Origin of the sequence: Paenibacillus vortex V453 (assembly GCF_000193415.1) — a bacterium.
Taxonomy (GTDB): Bacteria; Bacillota; Bacilli; order Paenibacillales; family Paenibacillaceae; genus Paenibacillus_AQ; species Paenibacillus_AQ glucanolyticus.
In genome coordinates, this window is the sequence record NZ_ADHJ01000018.1 from 119,871 (window position 1) to 140,296 (window position 20,426).

A 20,426-nucleotide genomic window follows, 5' to 3' on the forward strand; every position below is an offset into this window, starting at 1 on the left:
TTGAGTAAGCGTTCTTTGAATGGAACAGAATTTACCGCGATGGTCCTAGCCGGAGCGGAGCAGCTGCAGCAGCATGCAGAACACGTCAATTCCCTGAATGTTTTCCCGGTGCCGGATGGCGACACGGGGACAAACATGAATTTGACGATGACTGCAGGCGTTGCAGAACTGAAGAGTAAGCACTCGGAATCCGTCGGACATAGTGCCGGTGTGCTGTCCAAGGGGCTTCTAATGGGAGCCAGAGGGAACTCAGGGGTTATTTTATCCCAGTTGTTCCGCGGTTTCAGCCGGTATGCAGCACCATATACAGAACTTAATACCCATCAATTTGCTGCTGCGCTCCAGACAGGCGTGGAAGCTGCTTACAAAGCGGTTGTAAAGCCCGTAGAAGGCACCATCCTTACGGTAGCAAAGGAAGCGGCTAAACATGCAGTCTATTTCTCCCGCCGCAGCAACGATGTTGTTGAGCTGATGGAGCAGGTGCTGGCGAAAGCGAAGGAAACGCTCTCCCAGACACCGGATATGCTCCCTGTTCTGAAACAGGTTGGTGTCGTGGATTCGGGCGGTCAAGGCCTGGTATACATTTACGAAGGTTTCTTGCAGGCACTCAGACAAGACGTCCCCTCCGGATCATATGCTGTGTCGGAAGGACAAGCCGAACAGAGCAATACAGCACCGGTCTCCCATGCGGTCCCTGACTTCTCTGCGGTTCAAGCTCCGGCTTCAGCCCAGTCCAGACTGTCCACAGAGGACATTGAATTTTTATATGATATGGAATTCTTTATTAACAGACAGCTTGGAGAGGGAGCAGGCGCGGAATTCGATGAAGATTATTTCCGGAAAGCGCTTGCAGTGAACGGAGATTCCATCATTGTCATTTCCGATGACGAAACGATCAAAGTGCATGTGCATTCCAAAGCTCCGGGCGAAGTGTTGAATTTGGCGCTTCAGTATGGAGAAATCACTCAGATTCACATTTTGAATATGCGTGAGCAGCATCGTGATCTTCTGACAACAGGGATGGATATTGCACCGATGCCAGAGCTGTTTGCGGATATCCCGGCAGAGCATGTAACGCCGGAAGCGCCGGCTGTTCCTCCTGCGGACGAAATTGCACCTTATGGTTTCATTGCGGTATCGTCAGGGGAAGGCATTTCCGATATTTTCAAAAGCTTGGGCGTTGACGTCGTTCTCTCCGGCGGACAGACAATGAACCCGAGCACGGAGGATTTTGTCAATGCGATTTCTTCGATCTCGGCTCAGCAAGTGTTCATTCTTCCGAATAACTCAAACATCGTGCTGGCTGCCCAGCAGGCTCGGGAGCTTCTTGAAGGCGAGCGCAGCGTGACGGTTATTCCGAGCAAGACGATTCCGCAGGGGATGGCGGCAGCTTTCGCATTCCAGGAGGACGAAAGTGCGGACATGAATACGGACAGCATGCTGGACGCCATCACCCGTGTTCAATCCGGTCAAGTGACCTATGCGGTTCGGGATACCACGATTGATGATCTGGAGATCAAGGCAGGCCAGTTTATCGGAATTCGCAATTCCAACATTGTTGCAGCCAATGCGGATCTGATTACAACCTCGCAGGATTTACTTGGCAAAATGCTGGAATCCGGCGACGAGATTGTCACGCTTCTTACCGGAGCGGATGCAACCGAGGAATCGACCAACGCCCTGACCGACTGGCTAGGGGAGCACTACCCGAACGCAGAAGTTGAAGTACACTATGGCGGACAGCCGATTTATTCTTATCTGTTCTCTGTGGAGTCCTGATTCAAGAAATAGGGAAGTATGTGTACGTGTATAGAGGATTCAACATTATGCAGGGTATATTTTTAGGAGGGGTTCCGGTGAATAAGACCGTTATTGTGACAGACAGCACAGCGGATATTCCGGCAGACCTGGCGAAGCAACACAACATTCATATCGTGCCGCTGAGACTTATGTTTGGGGAAGATACGTATTTGGACGGAGTCGAAATTACGCCAGGCGAGTTCTACACCAAGCTGGTACAATCGCCACAGCTTCCAACGACCTCCCAGCCATCTCCCGCAGATTTTGTAGCCGTGTATGAGTCCATCCTGGAACAGCATCCAGGCTGCTCCATCGTGTCGATTCACATCTCATCGGGCTTGAGTGGGACGTATCAGTCCGCATTGCTTGCAACTTCTCTTATGGAAGGTGAAGCGGATATTACCGTGTGGGATTCCAAATCAGCTTCCTACGGTTTCGGATTATTTGTTGTTCATGCAGCCAAGCTCGCTCAAGAGGGAGCTGCTGCTTCAGATATTATTTTATCCATGGAAGATCTTCGTTCTAAGCGCCGTCTCTACTTCCTGGTAGACACGCTGGAATATTTGCAGAAGGGTGGGCGGATCGGTAAAGCTTCGGCAGTGCTGGGCACGTTGCTCAACATTAAACCTATCCTGTCCATTGATGGTGAAGGAATCATTTTCCCGGTAGACAAGGTGCGCGGACGCAAGAAAGCAACCGCCAAAATCATTGAGCTGTTTCAACAGGATTTATCCGGCGTAAAAAATATTAAAGTGGCTGTGGGTCATACAGCTGACCCTGCTCAGGTTGAGGATTTTCTGCAGCAGCTGTCCGCTGTGTTTACGATTGAGGAAACGGTGTTCTCCGAGATCGGTCCGGTTATCGGTACGCATGTTGGACCGGGAACCATTGCAGCATATATATGGCCTGCTTAAGTGAGGTAGATGATATGAGTCTCAAACTCGATCAAATATCCGTCAGACAGATCAACGGCGTGAGCGCCCTGAAAGAAGGGGAGCTTCACGCCTTTGGCGTCTCTACGGTTAAGGATTTATTGGAATATTACCCCTTCCGGTATGAGGATTACCGGCTCCGGTCCTTAAGTGAAGTGAAAGACGGAGACAGAATCACCATTCAAGCGAAGATCGCCAGTGTGCCTGTATTGCAGCGTTATGGTGGGAAATCCCGTCTAACCTGCAAAATGCTCGCAGAGAATTGGATGTTCACTGCGACTTGGTTCAACCGGCATTTTCTCAAGGATCAGCTGACGGCTGGCCGGGAGATCGTGCTGACGGGCAAGTGGGATCAACGGAGAATGCAGCTTACGGTATCCGAATCGGAGTTCCCGGATAAAGGGGCCTTCCGCAGCGGGACGCTGCAGCCGGTCTACTCCATCGGTGGGAAGATTACGCAATCCTGGATCCGAAAAACGATGGGACAGGCTTTGGAGCAGTACGGGGAGATGATTCCCGAGATTCTGCCGCAATTTTTGCTTCGAAAGTATGATCTGATGCCCCGTAAAGGGGCTATCTTGACGATTCATCAGCCTGTGGATTCCAGGGAAGGTCAGGAAGGGCGACGCCGGATGGTGTATGAAGAGCTCTTTCTGTTCCAGCTGAAGATGCAGGCGTTCCGCGCACTAAACCGGGGGCGGATGGACGGTGTTGTACATACGGCTGACAATGCAACCATTCGGGAGTTTGTGCGCAGCTTCCCGTTTGAACTTACCGATGCGCAGAAGAAGGTGGAGCTGGAGATTTTGCACGATATGCGCTCCCCCTACTGCATGAATCGTTTGCTTCAAGGGGATGTGGGCTCGGGAAAAACGATTGTAGCTGCCATTGCCCTGTTTACAACGGTGCGTTCGGGCTTTCAAGGTGCCTTGATGGTGCCGACGGAAATTCTTGCGGAACAGCATATGCGTTCCTTGCAGAAGCTGTTTGAACCCTTTGGAATTACCGTGGGTCTGCTGACAGGCAGCGTTACGGGGAAGAAGCGCAAGGACTTGCTGGCTTCCCTGCAGATGGGGCTGATAGACGTTGTGGTGGGCACACATGCCCTTATTCAGGATGATGTGTACTTCCGTGAGCTTGGGCTCGTTGTGACGGACGAACAGCATCGCTTCGGCGTGAATCAGCGGAGCGTGCTCCGGCGTAAGGGTTATAACCCGGATGTGCTGACGATGACGGCAACTCCGATTCCGCGGACGCTGGCGATTACCGCTTTTGGGGATATGGATGTATCCACCCTGTCGGAGCGGCCGAAAGGGCGTATTCCGATCACAACTTATTGGGTCAAACACGAGCTCATGGAGCGTGTGCTCGGATTTATTTCCCGGGAAGTAGACCAGGGACGGCAGGCATACCTGATCGCTCCATTGATTGAGGAGTCGGACAAGCTGGATGTTCAGAACGCGATTGACCTGCATGTTCAGATGCAGCAGGCCTTTCCCAAGTATGCTGTCGGACTCCTGCACGGCCGAATGACGCCTGCCGAGAAGGATGAAGTCATGCGCCAGTTCTACAGCAATGAAGTGCAGCTGCTCATCTCTACAACGGTAGTTGAGGTTGGGGTGGATGTGCCGAATGCAACGCTGATGATCATTATGGATGCGGACCGCTTCGGCCTGTCGCAGCTGCACCAGCTGCGCGGGCGGGTAGGCCGGGGACAGCATGCTTCCTATTGCGTTCTTGTGGCCGATCCGAAGTCGGAGGTAGGACAGGAGCGCATGCAGGTGATGACCGAAACCGAGGACGGCTTTGAGGTATCCCGGCGAGATTTGGAGCTGCGCGGCCCTGGCGACTTTTTCGGTACGAAGCAGAGCGGGCTGCCGGAATTCCGGCTGGCCGACATGGTGGCCGACTTCAAAGTAGTGGAAGAAGCCAGAGGTGATGCCGCTGCTCTGGTCAGTGACACTGCCTTCTGGACGTCACCCGAGTATGAGCCTTTGCGTGAATTTTTGCAGCAGGAGAAGATTTTTCAGGGCGATATCATGGATTAGCGGCGTGTAATCTGTTGGCACAATGGACAGACCTTCGTCATATAATCAAAAAAGGTGACAGCATTTATGACTGGAGGTGCTTCAACATTGGGTTATCAGCAGTACGGGATTAGTCCGCAGCTGGTGGAGCGGATTAAACTTAAAATGAAAAACCCGGCAATCAAGGAGAAAATCAAGGGACTCACCCAAGGATTGACCAAAGCCGATCTTCAAAACAGTACCAAGGTGCATCAATTGGTCCGAACCGCCAGCGGCATACTGAATGAGAAGCTGAGTTCAACGCAGGAGCAGCAAATGGTGCAATTCGTGCTTGCACAGCGTATTGACCCGAACAATACATTCCATCTGATCAAGCTGTGGGGAATGTTTCGTTAAACCATTGGATGACATCAAGGTTTTACAAGCATAGAAGAAGCCCCTCTCTGGAGTACTCTTCTCCTTATGAGCAGGGGCTTAAATGTTGTTGAAACAGGAATGATAATTCTGCAAGCAATTCTGAATGACGACTGGGTTGTATGGATCCAGGCACAGGCGATTGAATCATTGCCCAGGCAATGTCGCGAGGAGACAGGAGGATAGGCAAAGGTTTTTTGCGTTCAGGCTGACTTAGCTGCGAGTAATGGAGCGGATACAGTCCTCCGTATCATTTTTGACGGAATTGACCGTTGTGCTAACTGGTACGGCTTGCATATCCTGAGCGGGATAAGGCTTCAGAAGCTCTTTGAGAGATTGCAGGTTGGAGGGGTTACGCTCACTTGCAGCTGTCGTCCGTTCCAGCCATAATGCCTCGTCCTCGGGTCTGAGAATAACCGGCATCCGGTTATGGATGGGCTCCATGAGTGTGTTGGGCTCGGTGGTGATGACGGTGCAGGTGCTCAGTTTTTCTCCGCTGGGGGTGATCCAGATGTCATACAGACCTGCCATGCTGAATAAATCACCGCTTCTCAAGCCGATGCGAAAGGGCTGTTTGCCATTCTCGTTTTTTTGCCATTCGTAAAAACCGTCTGCGGGAATTAGGCATCTTTTCCGATAAAAGGGCATCCTATAAGCAGGCTTCTCCTCCAGTGTTTCGCTGCGTGCGTTGATCATTTTGGCGCCTGTGGAGGAATCCTTGGCCCAGGACGGGACAAGCCCCCATTGCAGTTGTCCGATTCGGTTGGTGCTGCCGTCATTGATGATGGCCGTTACCATTTGGGTTGGAGCAATGTTGTATCGGGGAATGTGAAAGGGAGATACCGACTCGGGATCGATAAGATACCTGGTCATAAGCTCTTCCCACGTCACGGTGAGTGTAAAGCGTCCGCACATAGTCTATGGCCTCCTGTAATCGATGTGGCTTACGCCTACCTGAAAATAGCGTACCAATCGAGGATATAGAGTAAACACCTATTGTGTTTTGAGTATAACAAACATCATGCAACTTACCAAAAGGTCCAGACTCTTTGGCTGGTCCATGCATCATGAATGGAGGATATGTTGTGTTTGATTTAAAAGCTAACGGTACCTCGGTTAAGACAGAAGTTGTTGCCGGGACCACGACATTTTTCACGATGGCTTATGTGACCGTTGTGAATCCGCTGATATTATCACAAGCGGGCGTGCCATTTGAACAAAGCTTCACGGCTACGATTATAGCCGCTGTCATCGGTACACTGCTGATGGGGCTCGTAGCCCGTTACCCGATAGCTGTAGCGCCAGGGATGGGATTAAATGCCTATTTCACCTACTCTGTCGTTCAAGGACATGCCGGACTTGGGTATATTGAAGCTTTCTCCGCCGTTTTCATCGCGGGTATTCTGTTTCTGCTGTTGTCGATGACCTCACTTCGGCGCAGGCTGATCGAGATGATCCCTGCGAATCTCAAGCATGCAATCACGGTCGGAATCGGCCTGTTCATTGCTTTTATAGGTCTCAGGATGAGCGGCATTATTACGGCGCATCCGGATAATCTGGTAGCCCTTGGCGATTTGCATCAGCCCTCGGTGGTGCTCGCTTTGGTCGGGCTGGCGGTTACACTTGTATTGCTGTCCCGGGATGTGAAGGGTGCCCTCTTTATCGGTATGATCATTACCGGAATTATTGCTTATTTTGCCGGTATGCTGTCCTTTACGAGTGGCATTATGTCTGTTCCTACACTGCCGGAGGGCATTCTGGTATGGAATCCGATTACGGCAGCCTCGGATGTGATCAGGCACGGGCTTTACGCCGTTGTGTTCTCGTTCCTGCTTGTGACATTGTTCGATACCACTGGTACGGTTGTCGGTGTTGCGGAGCAGGCGGGGCTGATGAAGGATAACAAGCTGCCCCGAGCCGAGCGTGCCATGTTCTCTGATTCGGTGGCAACGGTAGCGGGATCCATGGTTGGCACAAGCCCGACAACCGCGTACATTGAATCCGCTGCAGGGGTCGGCGCAGGTGGGCGTACAGGCCTGACAGCGGTTGTGGTTGCCGGATTGTTTGTGGTTGCGGCCTTCTTCAGTCCGCTGATTGGAGCGGTGGCCGGACTATCTGCCATTACGGCGCCTTCACTCATCGTCGTAGGGTGCCTGATGATGAGCAATGTCCAGCACATCCGGTGGAATGATTTTGACGAAGCGTTCCCTGCGTTTCTGGTCATCTTGACCATGCCGCTTACATCCAGCATCGCGACCGGAATTGCGCTCGGTTTTATTTCCTACCCGCTCATGAAAATCGTGAAAGGCAAGTGGAAGGCAGTTCATCCGCTGATGTATATTTTTGCCGTGCTGTTTGTGCTGCAGCTTGTATTTGTCCCGCATTGATTGGAAAGTCAGGGCAGGAAGGATGAAGCAAGAGGGTAGAATCAGCAGTAAGCATGGAGCAGGGAGCAGAAGCAAGAAGCAAGACGCAAGAAGCAAGAAGCAAGAAGCAAGAAGCAAGAAGCAAGAAGCATGAACACATAAAGCCGTGATCTAAGAGATAAGAAGCAAAAAAAAGCCAGAGGTAAGAAGCCAGAGGTAAGAAGTATAAAAATCCCCTGCAAGGTCAAGCCAGACCGCGCAGGGGATATTTGTCATGTTGAAGGCAGGATGGGGAACGCGTAAAAGTTATTTTACCCGATCCGGCAAAATAAGGGGCAGGTCATCCTCGGCATCCAAACTCCGCCGGAGTTTATTCAGCGGGTTCGGCTCCAAACGTCCGCATATTTCGTGGCAAGCCCGTGCTCGTCGACCTCCAGATCCGCTTGATAGGCCCCGTTGTTGCTCTCATAACGGTAGGAGCATTCACCCGTACGCGTATATCGTTGAGGAAGAGGGCTGACGGTCAGACTTGGGAACTGAATCCAGACAGCGATCATGAACGCACTCTCCCCCGGTTTCAGCTGCAGACGCCGGATCGGGAGCGTGTTGGTGGACGGGGTGATCCCGAGATCAATGTCATTCATTCCCGCAAATGACGATAATTCTGTGCCGCTGCTCCACCAGCGGTTGTCCTCATCCTGTTTCAGGTGAAGGGACTGTTCCTCGGTGCCATTAGAGAGGTAAATCCGAACCTCACGGGTCTTCCAACTGCTTGTTGTTTCGACTTCATAGGAGCAATGGAGGGGCTGGGTATCCAGACTGGCTACAACCGTTCCGGTGAGCGTGAATCCCTCTTGATGCTGGTAGAGACGGCTGTGCTCCAGAGAGGGCAGGTCATGCCTGTTCCATAGCAGCGATTGCAGAAGCTGACGGGTTTCCCCGCTATCGTGTCCGGTTTGATGGGCATAGTTAACAGCGTTTGGGTTAAGATTCATAGTATTATACCTCGCTTCGTTGGTGTAGATCTTCTAGTCTCGCTCCGCACCCGCATCTGAATATGAAGCTCTCCCACGGTTTACAGCGACAGAGGGGAACCGATCGGATTGGCTTCACGTTGTGCCTCGCTAGACTCCTTTTTATTATATACCGAACGTATGTTCTTTTGGCAACTGATCAATATGCAATAGATGCATTTTTTGTTTATATAAAGAAAACAGTAGCCAGATGATGTATTGAAAGTGCGGTGGGGGACCGAAGAATATACGGGCGACGGAAGGAGCCGGAAGCTTTCTGGCTTTTTTTCATAGACAGGTTGAAATGTTAAATAAGGAAGCAAATTCAGATGGGAAGTACTGACCAAGTCAGCATGACCCTATATTTACGGGCTGATATCCTTCTGTCGAGGCACTTGGTTCTTGTACGTTAAGGGCGTCATGTTCATGGCATCTCGAAACTTGTCTATAAAATAGCTTGTGCTGTTAAAACCGACCCGATAACCGACATCTGTCACGCTCGATTCAGGATCGTGAAGCAGCACGAGACTTTGTTTGATCCGATAATCGATCACATACTGCATTGGCGATGTGTTGAGGATTTGCTTGAAATAACGGCACGTTTCGGAGCGGCTCAAGTTCCCCGCTTTTGCGATATCCTCCAATTTGATTTTCTCCGCATAATGCATATGGAGCCAGTTCAGCATTTCCTTCATGCGCTGATTCTTTCTTGTTTCGGCCTGATTGTACTCCAGTACCATTCCATTCTGCATGAAGTTTCTCCATATGGAAGCCAGATGTTCAACGATATGGATTTCATAATACGGCGATTGCAACTTGATACATGTGTTGATCGCCTCAATCGTAACTTAAAATACGGAGAGCCCATGGTTCGGAGGGGGCAAGGAACAGAAAAGGCAGATTGGTTGCATGGATATATGGATATACTATAGGTCGTATATAATTCTTGGGGCAGGACAAACGAAGGCGACACATTCAAACAAATGTAAACAGAGCCTGAATGATGCTCATCCTCGGCCATATGCAAGCTCCCGCTGTTGATAAATATGCCTTCGCCTTGTTTGACCACCTGCTGGACTTCGTTGATCCGAAAGACCGCTGTTCCTTGAACAACATAAACAAACTGTAACTCGGTATGCCAATGAAGAGGTATGTGACCGTGTATGTTTTGCTTAATGACCGTTTCATAGCAGGCAAGAGGAAGTACAACGGTACGATGGTCCGTAAGCTCTCTTAAGCTGCCCGCATCGATTTTGATCTCTTTGTGCTGCAAGAAGACACCTCAATATACTTATATTTTTATATCCCATCTGTTGATCAACCTTTACAATATCAATATTATGATATTTTGAATGGGGACATCAACATGGGAACACCTGCACGGAGAACCGGATTAGGTCTTGTCATCATCGGCGCATTATGTTGGGGAATAGGAGGAACCGTAGCGCAAAAGCTCATGCAGCAGTACGCTATAGATCTAAATTGGCTGGTGACGACACGTCTATGCTTAGCCGGAATTTTGCTGTTGAGCATACAGTTTTTCGTCAAGGACCGATCCCAGATATGGAAGATTTGGAAGAATGGCAAAACAGCGATGCAATTGATGGTTTTCGGATTACTTGGCATGCTAACGGTTCAGTATACCTATCTAGCATCGATAAAGCATGGGAATTCTGCGGTTGCGACGCTATTGCAGTATTTAGCACCTGTCATGATCATCGTATACCTTGCTATAAGGGAACGAAAGCTGCTGAGCAGGCAAGATATGATTACGGCTTTGCTAGCTTTATTAGGTTGTTTCTTGTTGCTGTCCAATGGCTCCGTCACGCAGCTTTCCGTGCCGACACCTGCGATCGTGTGGGGGGTTCTATCCGGAATTGCGTTGGCCTTTTACACGATATATGCAGTTCCTCTACTTGAACAATACGATTCCCTTGTTATTGTTGGATGGGCTATGTTGATTGGAGGAAGTGCTCTTGCTTGGTTTCATCCGCCATGGAAAATAAATCTGGCCGGCTTGCAATCAGAGGCCTATTTATATCTAGTCTTCGTGATCGTTTTTGGCACGATGATTGCATTTTGGTTCTACATCGAAAGTCTGCAGAGCCTTTCGCCCAAAGAAACAAGTTTGCTTGGAACGCTCGAGCCCTTGGCGGCTGTGCTAACCACCGTTTTTTGGTTGAAAGAGCCTTTTGGCGTTTTTCAGTGGGCGGGAACGGCCTGCATTATCGGAATGATTTTGTTGCTGGCACTGTATCAAAGAACGAATGATGGATAACGTAACAACGATTCAGACTAAGAGCGCCTTAGGGCGTTTCTTTTTTTTGTCAACTACGTGAAGCGGATGGCAGAAAAAGGCCCATAATGGATGGTCACGAATGGCCGACAACTCTTTATTCTGTGCAATGGGACAGGTCATAAAACGGATCTTGCTCCAGCTTAAATTCAGACACAAGAGGTGGATTATATTGTACGCAATAACATCACGGCACCGCATGCTGGCATGGTCATCTTTTATCGGCATGTTCTTCGTTTTGCTGGCAGGGGCGCTTGTAACCAAGACCGGTTCCGGTCGCGGCTGCGGCGATGATTGGCCGCTGTGCAACGGGAAATTCATCCCGGCATATACACTCGAATCCATGATTGAATATTCGCACCGGATGATAACCGGGGTGGTCGGCATCCTCGTTCTTGTCACGTATATCGTGATCCGGAAATATTACGGGGGCCATAAGGAAGCGCGTTATTATGCCGGTGGCACCTTATTCTTCACCGTGATCCAGGCACTGATGGGGGCCGCGGCCGTCATGTGGCCACAGCAGCCAGCGGTCATGGCTCTTCATTTCGGAATCTCTTTATTTGCGGTGGCCAGCAGCATGCTGCTGGTGGTATGGATGTATGGCACAAGCCCATACGATTACCGTTCCAATGCCAGGGTTCCGCGATCTATTCGTTATCTGGGCTGGGGGATCTGGCTGTATTGCTGCGGTGTGGTGTATCTTGGCGCCTATATCCGGCATACCGAGTCGGAGGCCGGTTGTATAGGCTGGCCACTGTGCAATGGCCAAGTTATCCCCTATCTGGGAGGCGCCTCGGGCATCGTCTTTCTTCATCGTGTTGCTGCTGCGATTCTACTGCTTTTGTTGATCATTCTGTTTCTAGCCGTAAGAAGATACGAGATCAGGGAGCGCTCAACAGGCCTGACAGCGCTGGCAGTTGGTCTCAATCTCGTGGTGCTCGCGCAGATTCTGAGCGGAGCGTGGCTGACACTTGCGATGAACAACAGCCATGTCTATATTTTTGCAAGCCTGATTCACAACGTGCTCGCCACCTTGCTTTTTAGTTTGCTTTCTGTTTTTGCGATCCGTACGTGGAAGAGACGATGAGTTGATGAGATTGAAATTCGGACTTGTATATGAAATTTGTTACAGAAAATTGAACTTGGCCTGTATTTTTAGTGAACGAACGGCTGGTGACACCGAATGTCTTCTCCACTAAAGTAAGTCACGACAAGTGAGCAGAGATTGGAGCTGAATGTAATGAAACGACCGAGAGCACTTCGATGGATGGGATTGGTTTTTTTGCTGTCCATCATGCTGCTGGCGATGACCGGATGCAGCGAGAATATCATTGTTCTGAACCCGAAAGGGCCCATTGCGGAGCAGCAGCGCGATTTGATGATTATTTCGACCCTGCTGTGCTGCATCGTCATCGTTCCGGTATTGATTCTGACTGCCGTCATCATCTGGCGGTATCGGGATAAAAAAGGAAGAAAAGCAGCGTATACGCCGGAATGGGAGCATAGCACGAAGCTGGAGCTGATCTGGTGGGGAATTCCCGTGCTCATCATATTGATGCTGGCCATTATCACGGTAAAAGCAACGTATGACCTGGAGCCGTCGAAACCGATCGCCTCCAGCGAGAAACCGCTTACGGTGCAGGTAACGTCCCTGAACTGGAAATGGCTGTTTCAGTATCCCGAGCAGGGCATAGCGTCGGTGAATGAGTTGAAGATTCCGGAGGATGTGCCCATCCGCTTCGAAATTACGGCGGATTCGCCGATGAATTCGTTCTGGATACCGCAGCTGGGCGGTCAGATGTACGCCATGTCGGGCATGGCGATGACGCTGTATTTGCAGGCCGATGAGGTAGGGGAGTATTGGGGCTCCGGAGCCAACTTTACAGGCACGGATTTCGCCAAGATGTATTTTGATGTGGAGGCCACGTCCAAGGAGGAGTTTGACGCATGGGTGGAGGAGGTCAAGACCGATTCGCCCAAGCTGACTTTGGAAGGCTATAAACAGCTGAGAGAGCCGTCCACATCTGAGGTTCAATCGTATTCCGCATTTCCGGAAGGTCTGTTCGAGATGACGGTGACCAAATATGCCGCTTCTCACAACCATGGCTTGTCATGGAAAAACACGCAAAACTTCGAATTCGAGGACCAGGTGACTAGGTAAGGAGAGAGCTTCTAATGTGGGAAAAAATAAAAGAGTTTGCTTCCGAGTTTTTTGTAACGGGCGATCCGTTAATCTATGGGGCGGATGTCACCATCGTGCTAACCTTGATCGCCACTGTAAGCGGCTTGACGTACTTCAAGAAGTGGAAGTGGTTATGGCGGGAATGGCTGACAACCGTTGACCACAAAAAGATCGGCATTATGTACATATTGGCTGCCTTCCTGATGCTGTTTCGGGGCGGAGTGGATGCGCTTTTAATGAGGGCGCAGCTGGCCATGCCGGAGCTTAATTTTTTGCCGCCGGATCATTATAACCAGATTTTCACTACGCATGGAGTTATCATGATTCTGTTCATGGCCATGCCGTTCATGTTCGGTTTGTTCAACATCATGGTGCCGCTGCAGCTCGGCGCGAGAGACGTAGCCTACCCGTTCCTGAATTCGCTCAGCTTCTGGCTGTTCTTCTCAGGGGCGATGCTGTTTAACCTGTCGTTTGTCATCGGAGGCTCGCCGGATGCCGGCTGGCTTGCGTATCCGCCGTATTCGGGTACCATGTACAATCCGGGCGTGGGGCAGGACTTCTATATATGGGGAATCCAAATCTCGGGGCTCGGCAGCTTGATGACCGGGATCAACTTCCTGGTGACGATTCTGAAAATGCGGGCACCGGGCATGAAACTTATGAAAATGCCGATGTTTTCCTGGTCGGTGCTATCCAGCTGCATCGCGATTATCTTCTCGTTTCCGATTCTGACCGCGACGCTTGCGCTGCTGTTTCTGGATCGTTATGCCGGGGCTCATTTTTTCACGCTTGACGGCGGCGGGAACCCGATGATGTATATCAACCTGATCTGGATGTGGGGACACCCTGAGGTGTATATCATCGTTCTGCCGGCATTCGGGATATTCTCAGAGATCGTATCCACGTTCTCGAAGAAAAAGCTGTTTGGCTACAAGTCCATGGTATGGGCCATGATGATCATCAGCGTCCTGTCCTTCCTGGTATGGGCCCACCACTTCTTTACGATGGGATCGGGCGCGGACGTCAATGCGTTCTTTGCCTTGACAACCATGCTGATTGCAATCCCTACCGGCGTGAAGGTGTTCAACTGGCTGTTTACCATGTTCCGGGGGAGAATCACATTCGAAACGCCAATGTTATGGACGATTGGATTCATTCCATGTTTTATTGTCGGCGGTTTGACCGGCGTTCTGTTATCCGTAGCTCCGGCGGATTTTCAGTTCCATAACAGTTACTTCCTGGTGGCACATTTCCATCAGGTGATCATCGGGGGCGTTGTATTCGGGTACTTTGCCGGATTGTATTATTGGTGGCCGAAAATGTTCGGTTTCACACTGAACGAACGCATCGGAAAATGGGCGTTCTGGTTCTGGAACATCGGGTTCTATTGCTGCTTTATGCCGCAGTATGTGCTCGGCCTGATGGGAATGACCCGCCGGGTGGTTACTTACAGCTGGGATAAAGGCTGGTGGGAGCTGAACCTGGTGTCCACGATCGGTGCCGTGCTGATGGCCATTGCTTTTCTGTTTCAGGTTTGGCAGATCGTGGATGGATTCAAGCACCAGGCCAAGAACCGGGACACCACGGGCGATCCGTGGAACGGCCGCACGCTGGAATGGTCCATTCCGTCGCCGGCACCGGTCTATAACTTTGCCGTTCTGCCGAATGCATCCCGTCAAGATGAATGGTGGGAGCAGAAACAATCCGCAGGGGCGCATCAAGCCATTAAGCAGAAGCTGGAGCCGATTCATATGCCTAAAAATTCCGGAGTCCCGATTGTCATGTCGGCTTTCTGGTTTATAGCAGGCTTTGGTTTCATATTCGATTGGACCGGATTCATATATACCGGATTGGCAGGCGTTGTTGGCTGTTTGGTGTACCATTCCTTTAACTATGATACGGATTATTATATTCCGGTTGATGAAATCGAGCGAACAGAAGCTGCCATAAGGAAGGTGAGTATCTAATGGCTGAGTCCCAAACATCAGAACAAATATTGCAAGCTCACGCGCATGATGAACATCATGGTCATCCGGATATGGAGGAAGTGCGAACGTTCGGTTTCTGGATTTATCTGATGACCGATGTCATTATATTCGGAACGCTTTTTGCCACCTATATCGTGCTGCAGCAAAATACGGACGGCGGTCCGGGACCTGCAGACCTGTTTCAAATGGGCGGAATTATAACAAGCACGTTTATCTTGCTTGCCAGCAGTTATACCTGCGGTCTTGCGCTGCTGTCCATGCACAAGCACAACGTTAAGGGTCTCATATCCTGGCTGGCGGTTACAGCTGGACTGGGCGCCATATTTATCGGGATGGAAATTGCCGAATTCAATCATCTGGTACACGAAGGCGCGACGATAGGAACCAGCGCATTTTTATCCGCCTTTTTCACCCTGGTGGGTACGCATGGACTGCACGTACTGTTTGGACTGGTCTGGATGATCGCCCTGATCATTCAGCTGGCCAAGCGGGGAATCACCCCGGTAACCAAACGGAAGGTGAATGTGATTAGTCTGTTCTGGCATTTCCTTGATGTGGTGTGGATCTTTGTATTTACGGTCGTGTACTTAATGGGGGTGAGTTAATATGGTTCCATCGAATTCGCATCAAACCCCGGAGGGTCACGGTTCTTTCAAATCGTATACCATCGGCTTCTTCTGCTCGATCATTCTGACCCTGATTCCCATCACCGTTGTGATGAATGATTGGCTGGAAGGAACCTGGAACTCGGTCGTGCTGATGACTGCCGCGGTGCTGCAGCTTATGGTTCAGCTCTTATTCTTCATGCATTTGCGTGAGGAGAACAAGCCGCGCTACAATCTGATATCGCTGGTGCTGGGTCTGGTTATCCTGCTGGTTATCGTAGCGGGGTCCATGTGGATCATGCTGTATAACATGGTAGCTGTATGAAGAATGCCACCTTACTGGGGGATTGGATGCAGCTTATAAAGCCGCGCATTATTCAGCTTAATCTGGTTGCTGCATTTGGAGGCTACTGGCTAGCCTCCAAATGGGTGGTGGACTTTGGCCTGTTGTGCTGGATGCTGCTTGGAACAACACTTACGATGGCATCTTCTTGCATCTTTAATAACGTTTGGGATTACAAGCTGGATCGCAAAATGGCCCGAACCTGCAATAGGCCGCTAGCGACGGGACGAATAAAGTTAACCCATGCTGTTTGGTGTGCTGTGGCTCTTGGTATCTCAGGAGAAGTCATTTTGTTCCTGAACGTGAACAAGGTTGCCGGGTGGCTTGGATTGCTGGGGATGTTCTTTTACATTGTCATCTATACGATGTGGCTGAAACGAAATTCAACCTGGAGCACCGCTGTAGGCGGGGTATCGGGAGCGGTTCCGCCGGTTATCGGATACTGTGCCGGCACGGGAACCGTGGATACCGGAGCTGTTCTGTTATTCTGCTTGCTGTTCCTGTGGCAGCCCGCGCATTTCTGGTCGCTGGCCATCCGGCGGGTGGAGGAGTACAGAGCGGCAGGGTTTCCATTGCTGCCTGTCCGTAAGGGAGTTAGGCGTACCAAAGTGCAGATGATTCCCTATGTAACGCTGCTGCTCCCAACCGTCATTTTGCTGTACGTTTACGGCTTCTCCGGTCCCGTATTTCTGACGGTGTCTGTGATTGGTGGTGTGATATGGCTCTTGCATACGCTGCATGGATTAACCGTTTCGGAGGATGAACGCTGGGCTAAAACCAATTTCCTGATTTCCGTAAATTATTTGATGATCGTGTTCATTGTCATGATTCTGGATACGACTGCGCTTTAATGATAGGCATGCATAATGGGGTGAAATGATGAAGAAATCGGGGTTGATTGTTCTTATATTGTGCGTGCTGCTATTAGTATCGTGTTCTTCGGCTCCTGCGTCCGATGCAGAGGTTGAAGAATTGATCCGGGTCGATCTGATTCTGCCGACGGGTCCGGTAAAGACCTCGGAGACCGTCCCTTTTGAAGCGCGAGTGACACAAGGCGAGTCGCCTGTTGAAGATGCCCAAGAGGTGGAATTCGAGTTCCGGCTGGCCGATCAGGTTGAGTTCCAACGGATAGAAGCTAAACATGAAGAAGACGGAAGGTACCGAATAGAGAAGGCTTTTGAGGTCGAAGGGACCTATGAAGTGACTGCGCATGTGACCGCAAGAGGCATGCATGTGATGCCAAAAAAAGAGATTGTTGTAGGAGATCTGTGGAGAAGTGAACTGAGGTAGAAGTGATCGGGTAAGAAGGGGTGGCGGATACAATGACCCGAAAATACAGGTTGATGCTTATTATGCTGGCGATGCTGGTGTTGTCTGCTTGCAGTGAAAGAACCGAGGACGACTCTGCGCTTCGCGCCAGTATTGTTACACCGGAGGATGAAAAGGCGGTTGCCCTCTACAAGAGTCAGTGCCTCTCATGCCATGCTATCGATTTAGGCGGAAGGGTAGGTCCTAGTCTTAAAGATGTCGGAACGAGGCTCTCGGAGGATGAAATACGCGACATTGTAACGGATGGCTATAGAGGCATGCCTTCCTACAGGAAGATTCTAGAGGAGAGCGAGATCCAATCCATAGCGGCGTGGCTTGCGAACATGAACGAGGAGCAGGAGGGGGATACATGAAAAAGATCATGCTCATAGGCGTGCTCATGCTGGTGTTGCTGGTGGCAGCCGCATGCGGCAATTCCAAGCCGAGTCAGCTGAGCATTCCGGTCCAGCCATTTGAATACATCAATCAGGATGAAGAGGAGGTCTCTTTAGCTGATCTGAAAGGAAAGGTGTGGATCGCGGACTTTGTATTCACACGCTGCATTACGGTGTGTCCAACCATGACTGCCAATATGGCAGAGCTGCAGCAGCGGTTGAGTGATGCGGGGCTCGAAGCCACGCTGGTATCCTTTTCGGTAGACCCGGAACGGGATGAACCTGCAGCACTCAAGAGTTACCTGGGCAAATTTGATGCTAACTTCACGAACTGGCATGCGCTCACGGGATATACCTTTGAGGATATTAAATCGTTTGTGCTGCAATCCTTTAAAGCACCTATTGCCATGGATACAGCAGCAGATCAGGTCATTCATGGCACGTCCTTCTACCTGATAGACCAATCGGGCACGGTTGTCGCGAAATATGATGGCAACATGGACCCGCCTTATGAACAAAATCCTGAAGGACGTTAAATCGCTGCTGAAGTAGGGGCGGTCTAAGCGAGGTGGAATGAAATGAACCGATTAGCTCATTCATCATGGATCCGATGGCTGATTCTTGCGCTTGTAACGGCAGCCGGAATATACGCTCTCGTACATGCCCTGCTGGGGGATCAGGAAACCGCTGAGATTGGCCAAACAGCTCCCGACTTTGAGGCGGTGAATCTTCAGGACGAGCCCGTCAGGCTCTCCGATTACAGAGGGCAGCCCGTGCTGTTAAATTTCTGGGCGTCTTGGTGCGGTCCCTGCGTTAATGAAATGCCGATCCTGAACGAAGCGTACGCGCAGGAATCCGGCACTCAGATTATCGCTGTCAATATAGGAGAAAGCCGAGAGAAAGCGGAGGCATTCGCTTCGAAGCATCATTTGGAGATGCCGATTGTGCTGGATCAGCACAATACAATCAAAGGCCAATACGGCATCAGTGGTCTTCCGGTAACCGTCTTGATTGATGACCAGGGTAAAATGGTTGATCGAGTCACCGGCGAGCTGCCGAGTCTTGCGTTCGTCAAGGAATTGATGAGCAGGATTCAATAGGAACAAGTGTGTTAGGTCACGAGAACAAGGTTAGCTTCTGGTAAGCTAACCTTTTCTTTATTCCATGGAGGAGAACATCCCCTTGTTAACGATCTGCCCTATTGAATCGTGGCGTGCAGAGCTTGAGCAAACCTCGAGATGCCGGACGGGATATCCTCAGCCCTGGCACGGGCATAAGTGAATCTAACGTAACCGGATGCTGAACCATATACGCTTCCCGGCGCAAAAATAACGCCCTTTTGTATGGAAGCTTCCAGCAGCTTGCTATCATTCACTTCCGGCATGATTTTGCACCAGAGATGCAAACCGCCCTCAGGCACATGGAACTGAACGAGACCGTTCAGCTCTTTCCGAAGGGACTCCATCAGTAAGTCACGCTTGTACAGTAAGCTAGCTCTCAGCTTGTCCAGATGAGGCGCAAAATAGGAGGAGCTGAGAAACTGTCCAGCGAGGCTTTGGGGAACCACGCTCAGCCCGAAATCCATCTGCTGTCTGGCGTCCGCGAGCCGTTCAACGACAGAATTCGGGGCGACCATCCAGCCTACGCGGAGGCCGGACGCTGCGATTTTTGATAGAGATCCAATGTACAGCACCGACCCGACTGAATCCACGGACTTCAGCGGTGCGAGGGGGCGAACACTGGTAGGCCGTTAAACTGAAGGGGTCATCCTCCACGATAGGAAGCCCAAGCTCACTTGCAACATCAAGCAGTTGGGCTCTTCTCTCTTCAGCCAAGACGGTGCCTGTCGGATTCTGAAAATTCGGATTAATAAAAATCATCTTGATCCGGTGTTTCTTGTACAGGGAGCGTATGTCCTCTGGCTGTACCCCTCGTTCATCAACAGGCAGTCTGAACAATCGAAGACCGGCAGATTGAAACATAGGCAGTGAATAGCAATATGACGGGTCTTCAATAGCCACTGCGTCACCAGGCGAAAGCAAGCACTGCGTAATGAGGTACAGCGATTGCTGGGAGCCTGACGTGATTAATATGGACGATTCAGTGGTATGAATCCCCCGATATTGTTTGAGATAAGTTACCAATGCCTGTCGTAGTGGACCATATCCTTGCGGATTGTCATAACCCAGATAGGGAGTATCCGGTTTCTGACTCAATATCGTGTTCATTTCTTCGTTCGGCGCCAAATCGCCGGCAAGCTCTCCGCTCGCAAAATCAATCAGGGAGGGATCATAAGCCAATGCTTCCCGAATGCGACGGAGAAAAGGCAGGTTAGGCAGGAAGTTTCCTCCCTCCGCGTAACGGTGCCAGTTCGGCGTATGCTTGGGTGTAGCTCCCCACTTGGAGCTGCTGACCCGAGTTCCGCTCCCGGAACGGCTCTCTATGATACCAAGCGCCCGAAGCTCCGAGTAAGCCAGAACCACGGTGCTTCGATTAACTCCCAATTGCTCGGCGAGTTTGCGTTCGGATGGAAGTAAACTCCCTGGCGGAAACTCACCGTAGGATATTCTTTGCTCCAGATCATCAGCAATTTGCTGATATAGAGGTTGTGTGCTGTTACGATCCGGCTTCCACACTTTCCTCATCCTCTCATGACATATTCAGGTTGTTCCTGTCTGTAATCTTGATCATATCACTATGCACAAATAAAGGGTTTTCATAATTTTATCATTATGATGACAAATCTCTATCAAT

18 protein-coding genes and 2 pseudogenes are annotated in these 20,426 nt (G+C 50.5%); 16 read left to right on the top strand and 4 right to left on the bottom strand.

The window, feature by feature from the left end:
• The 4 genes from PVOR_RS10965 (at window position 1) to PVOR_RS10980 (ending at window position 5,155) form a co-directional block, all read left to right on the top strand.
• Window positions 1-1,779, top strand: a complete 1,779-nt coding sequence (locus PVOR_RS10965; RefSeq protein ID WP_006209231.1) for a DAK2 domain-containing protein — start codon at window positions 1-3, stop codon at window positions 1,777-1,779.
• 77 nt (window positions 1,780-1,856) lie between these two features.
• Window positions 1,857-2,714 carry a DegV family protein gene (locus tag PVOR_RS10970; protein ID WP_006209232.1) on the top strand — a complete coding sequence of 286 codons (858 nt, stop codon included), beginning with the start codon at window positions 1,857-1,859 and terminating at the stop codon, window positions 2,712-2,714.
• A 14-nt stretch (window positions 2,715-2,728) separates the two neighbouring features.
• Window positions 2,729-4,780: an ATP-dependent DNA helicase RecG gene (gene recG, locus PVOR_RS10975; RefSeq protein WP_006209233.1), complete on the top strand. Its 2,052-nt coding sequence runs from the start codon at window positions 2,729-2,731 to the stop codon at window positions 4,778-4,780.
• A gap of 87 nt (window positions 4,781-4,867) precedes the next feature.
• Window positions 4,868-5,155: a stage VI sporulation protein F gene (locus PVOR_RS10980; RefSeq protein ID WP_006209234.1), complete on the top strand. Its 288-nt coding sequence runs from the start codon at window positions 4,868-4,870 to the stop codon at window positions 5,153-5,155.
• Between the two features lie 231 nt (window positions 5,156-5,386).
• Here the strand turns inward: PVOR_RS10980 and PVOR_RS10985 are convergent, their stop codons facing one another.
• Complete coding sequence (locus PVOR_RS10985) at window positions 5,387-6,088, bottom strand: SOS response-associated peptidase (RefSeq protein WP_006209236.1); 702 nt, start codon at window positions 6,086-6,088, stop codon at window positions 5,387-5,389.
• A gap of 170 nt (window positions 6,089-6,258) precedes the next feature.
• Here PVOR_RS10985 and PVOR_RS10990 point away from each other — a divergent pair, with 170 nt between their 5' ends.
• Window positions 6,259-7,560 carry an NCS2 family permease gene (locus PVOR_RS10990; protein ID WP_006209237.1) on the top strand — a complete coding sequence of 434 codons (1,302 nt, stop codon included), beginning with the start codon at window positions 6,259-6,261 and terminating at the stop codon, window positions 7,558-7,560.
• Window positions 7,561-7,913: 353 nt separating this feature from the next.
• Here PVOR_RS10990 and PVOR_RS10995 read toward each other — a convergent pair whose 3' ends face one another.
• Together PVOR_RS10995 and PVOR_RS29570 are read right to left on the bottom strand one after the other, a co-directional pair.
• Window positions 7,914-8,534, bottom strand: a complete 621-nt coding sequence (locus tag PVOR_RS10995) for a putative glycolipid-binding domain-containing protein (protein WP_006209239.1) — start codon at window positions 8,532-8,534, stop codon at window positions 7,914-7,916.
• 383 nt (window positions 8,535-8,917) lie between these two features.
• A pseudogene (locus PVOR_RS29570) lies at window positions 8,918-9,825 on the bottom strand (AraC family transcriptional regulator).
• A gap of 93 nt (window positions 9,826-9,918) precedes the next feature.
• Here PVOR_RS29570 and PVOR_RS11005 point away from each other — a divergent pair.
• The 11 genes from PVOR_RS11005 to PVOR_RS11055 all read left to right on the top strand — a co-directional run bounded on the left by PVOR_RS11005 (window position 9,919) and on the right by PVOR_RS11055 (window position 18,772).
• Window positions 9,919-10,830 (top strand): DMT family transporter, encoded by a 912-nt coding sequence (locus PVOR_RS11005; protein ID WP_006209242.1) that lies wholly within the window; start codon window positions 9,919-9,921, stop codon window positions 10,828-10,830.
• A 217-nt stretch (window positions 10,831-11,047) separates the two neighbouring features.
• Window positions 11,048-11,938, top strand: a complete 891-nt coding sequence (locus PVOR_RS11010) for a COX15/CtaA family protein (protein ID WP_040680483.1) — start codon at window positions 11,048-11,050, stop codon at window positions 11,936-11,938.
• A 153-nt stretch (window positions 11,939-12,091) separates the two neighbouring features.
• Window positions 12,092-13,012, top strand: coding sequence for a ubiquinol oxidase subunit II (cyoA, locus tag PVOR_RS11015; protein WP_036636606.1), 921 nt, complete (start codon window positions 12,092-12,094; stop codon window positions 13,010-13,012).
• 14 nt (window positions 13,013-13,026) lie between these two features.
• Window positions 13,027-15,000 (top strand): cbb3-type cytochrome c oxidase subunit I, encoded by a 1,974-nt coding sequence (locus PVOR_RS11020; RefSeq protein ID WP_006209245.1) that lies wholly within the window; start codon window positions 13,027-13,029, stop codon window positions 14,998-15,000.
• Window positions 15,000-15,626: a cytochrome o ubiquinol oxidase subunit III gene (gene cyoC / locus PVOR_RS11025; RefSeq protein WP_006209246.1), complete on the top strand. Its 627-nt coding sequence runs from the start codon at window positions 15,000-15,002 to the stop codon at window positions 15,624-15,626. The genes PVOR_RS11020 and cyoC overlap by 1 nt, the downstream gene beginning before the upstream one ends.
• A 1-nt stretch (window position 15,627) precedes the next feature.
• Window positions 15,628-15,951, top strand: a complete 324-nt coding sequence (cyoD, locus tag PVOR_RS11030; protein ID WP_006209247.1) for a cytochrome o ubiquinol oxidase subunit IV — start codon at window positions 15,628-15,630, stop codon at window positions 15,949-15,951.
• Window positions 15,948-16,820 carry a heme o synthase gene (gene cyoE, locus PVOR_RS11035; protein WP_006209248.1) on the top strand — a complete coding sequence of 291 codons (873 nt, stop codon included), beginning with the start codon at window positions 15,948-15,950 and terminating at the stop codon, window positions 16,818-16,820. Before cyoD ends, cyoE begins: the two co-directional genes overlap by 4 nt.
• A gap of 25 nt (window positions 16,821-16,845) precedes the next feature.
• Entirely contained in the window at window positions 16,846-17,259 is a 414-nt protein-coding gene (locus PVOR_RS11040; RefSeq protein WP_040680486.1) for a FixH family protein, read from the top strand.
• Between the two features lie 32 nt (window positions 17,260-17,291).
• Window positions 17,292-17,651, top strand: coding sequence for a c-type cytochrome (locus PVOR_RS11045; protein ID WP_006209250.1), 360 nt, complete (start codon window positions 17,292-17,294; stop codon window positions 17,649-17,651).
• On the top strand, window positions 17,648-18,208 hold the full coding sequence (locus PVOR_RS11050; protein ID WP_006209251.1) for an SCO family protein: 561 nt from the start codon (window positions 17,648-17,650) through the stop codon (window positions 18,206-18,208). Before PVOR_RS11045 ends, PVOR_RS11050 begins: the two co-directional genes overlap by 4 nt.
• Before the next feature lie 42 nt (window positions 18,209-18,250).
• Window positions 18,251-18,772, top strand: a complete 522-nt coding sequence (locus PVOR_RS11055; protein ID WP_006209252.1) for a redoxin domain-containing protein — start codon at window positions 18,251-18,253, stop codon at window positions 18,770-18,772.
• A gap of 98 nt (window positions 18,773-18,870) precedes the next feature.
• Here the strand turns inward: PVOR_RS11055 and pdxR are convergent.
• Window positions 18,871-20,308, bottom strand: a pseudogene (gene pdxR / locus PVOR_RS11060) (MocR-like pyridoxine biosynthesis transcription factor PdxR).
• Window positions 20,309-20,426 lie beyond the last annotated feature (118 nt).

Coding starts and splice junctions, on each gene's coding strand:
- cyoE (WP_006209248.1), top strand. CDS start 15,948: ATGAAGAATGCCACCTTACTGGGGGATTGGATGCAGCTTATAAAGCCG.
- PVOR_RS11020 (WP_006209245.1), top strand. CDS start 13,027: ATGTGGGAAAAAATAAAAGAGTTTGCTTCCGAGTTTTTTGTAACGGGC.
- PVOR_RS10985 (WP_006209236.1), bottom strand. CDS start 6,088: ATGTGCGGACGCTTTACACTCACCGTGACGTGGGAAGAGCTTATGACC.
- PVOR_RS11005 (WP_006209242.1), top strand. CDS start 9,919: ATGGGAACACCTGCACGGAGAACCGGATTAGGTCTTGTCATCATCGGC.
- cyoA (WP_036636606.1), top strand. CDS start 12,092: ATGAAACGACCGAGAGCACTTCGATGGATGGGATTGGTTTTTTTGCTG.
- PVOR_RS11010 (WP_040680483.1), top strand. CDS start 11,048: ATGCTGGCATGGTCATCTTTTATCGGCATGTTCTTCGTTTTGCTGGCA.
- PVOR_RS11050 (WP_006209251.1), top strand. CDS start 17,648: ATGAAAAAGATCATGCTCATAGGCGTGCTCATGCTGGTGTTGCTGGTG.
- recG (WP_006209233.1), top strand. CDS start 2,729: ATGAGTCTCAAACTCGATCAAATATCCGTCAGACAGATCAACGGCGTG.
- PVOR_RS11045 (WP_006209250.1), top strand. CDS start 17,292: ATGACCCGAAAATACAGGTTGATGCTTATTATGCTGGCGATGCTGGTG.
- cyoD (WP_006209247.1), top strand. CDS start 15,628: ATGGTTCCATCGAATTCGCATCAAACCCCGGAGGGTCACGGTTCTTTC.
- PVOR_RS11055 (WP_006209252.1), top strand. CDS start 18,251: ATGAACCGATTAGCTCATTCATCATGGATCCGATGGCTGATTCTTGCG.
- cyoC (WP_006209246.1), top strand. CDS start 15,000: ATGGCTGAGTCCCAAACATCAGAACAAATATTGCAAGCTCACGCGCAT.
- PVOR_RS10995 (WP_006209239.1), bottom strand. CDS start 8,534: ATGAATCTTAACCCAAACGCTGTTAACTATGCCCATCAAACCGGACAC.
- PVOR_RS11040 (WP_040680486.1), top strand. CDS start 16,846: ATGATGAAGAAATCGGGGTTGATTGTTCTTATATTGTGCGTGCTGCTA.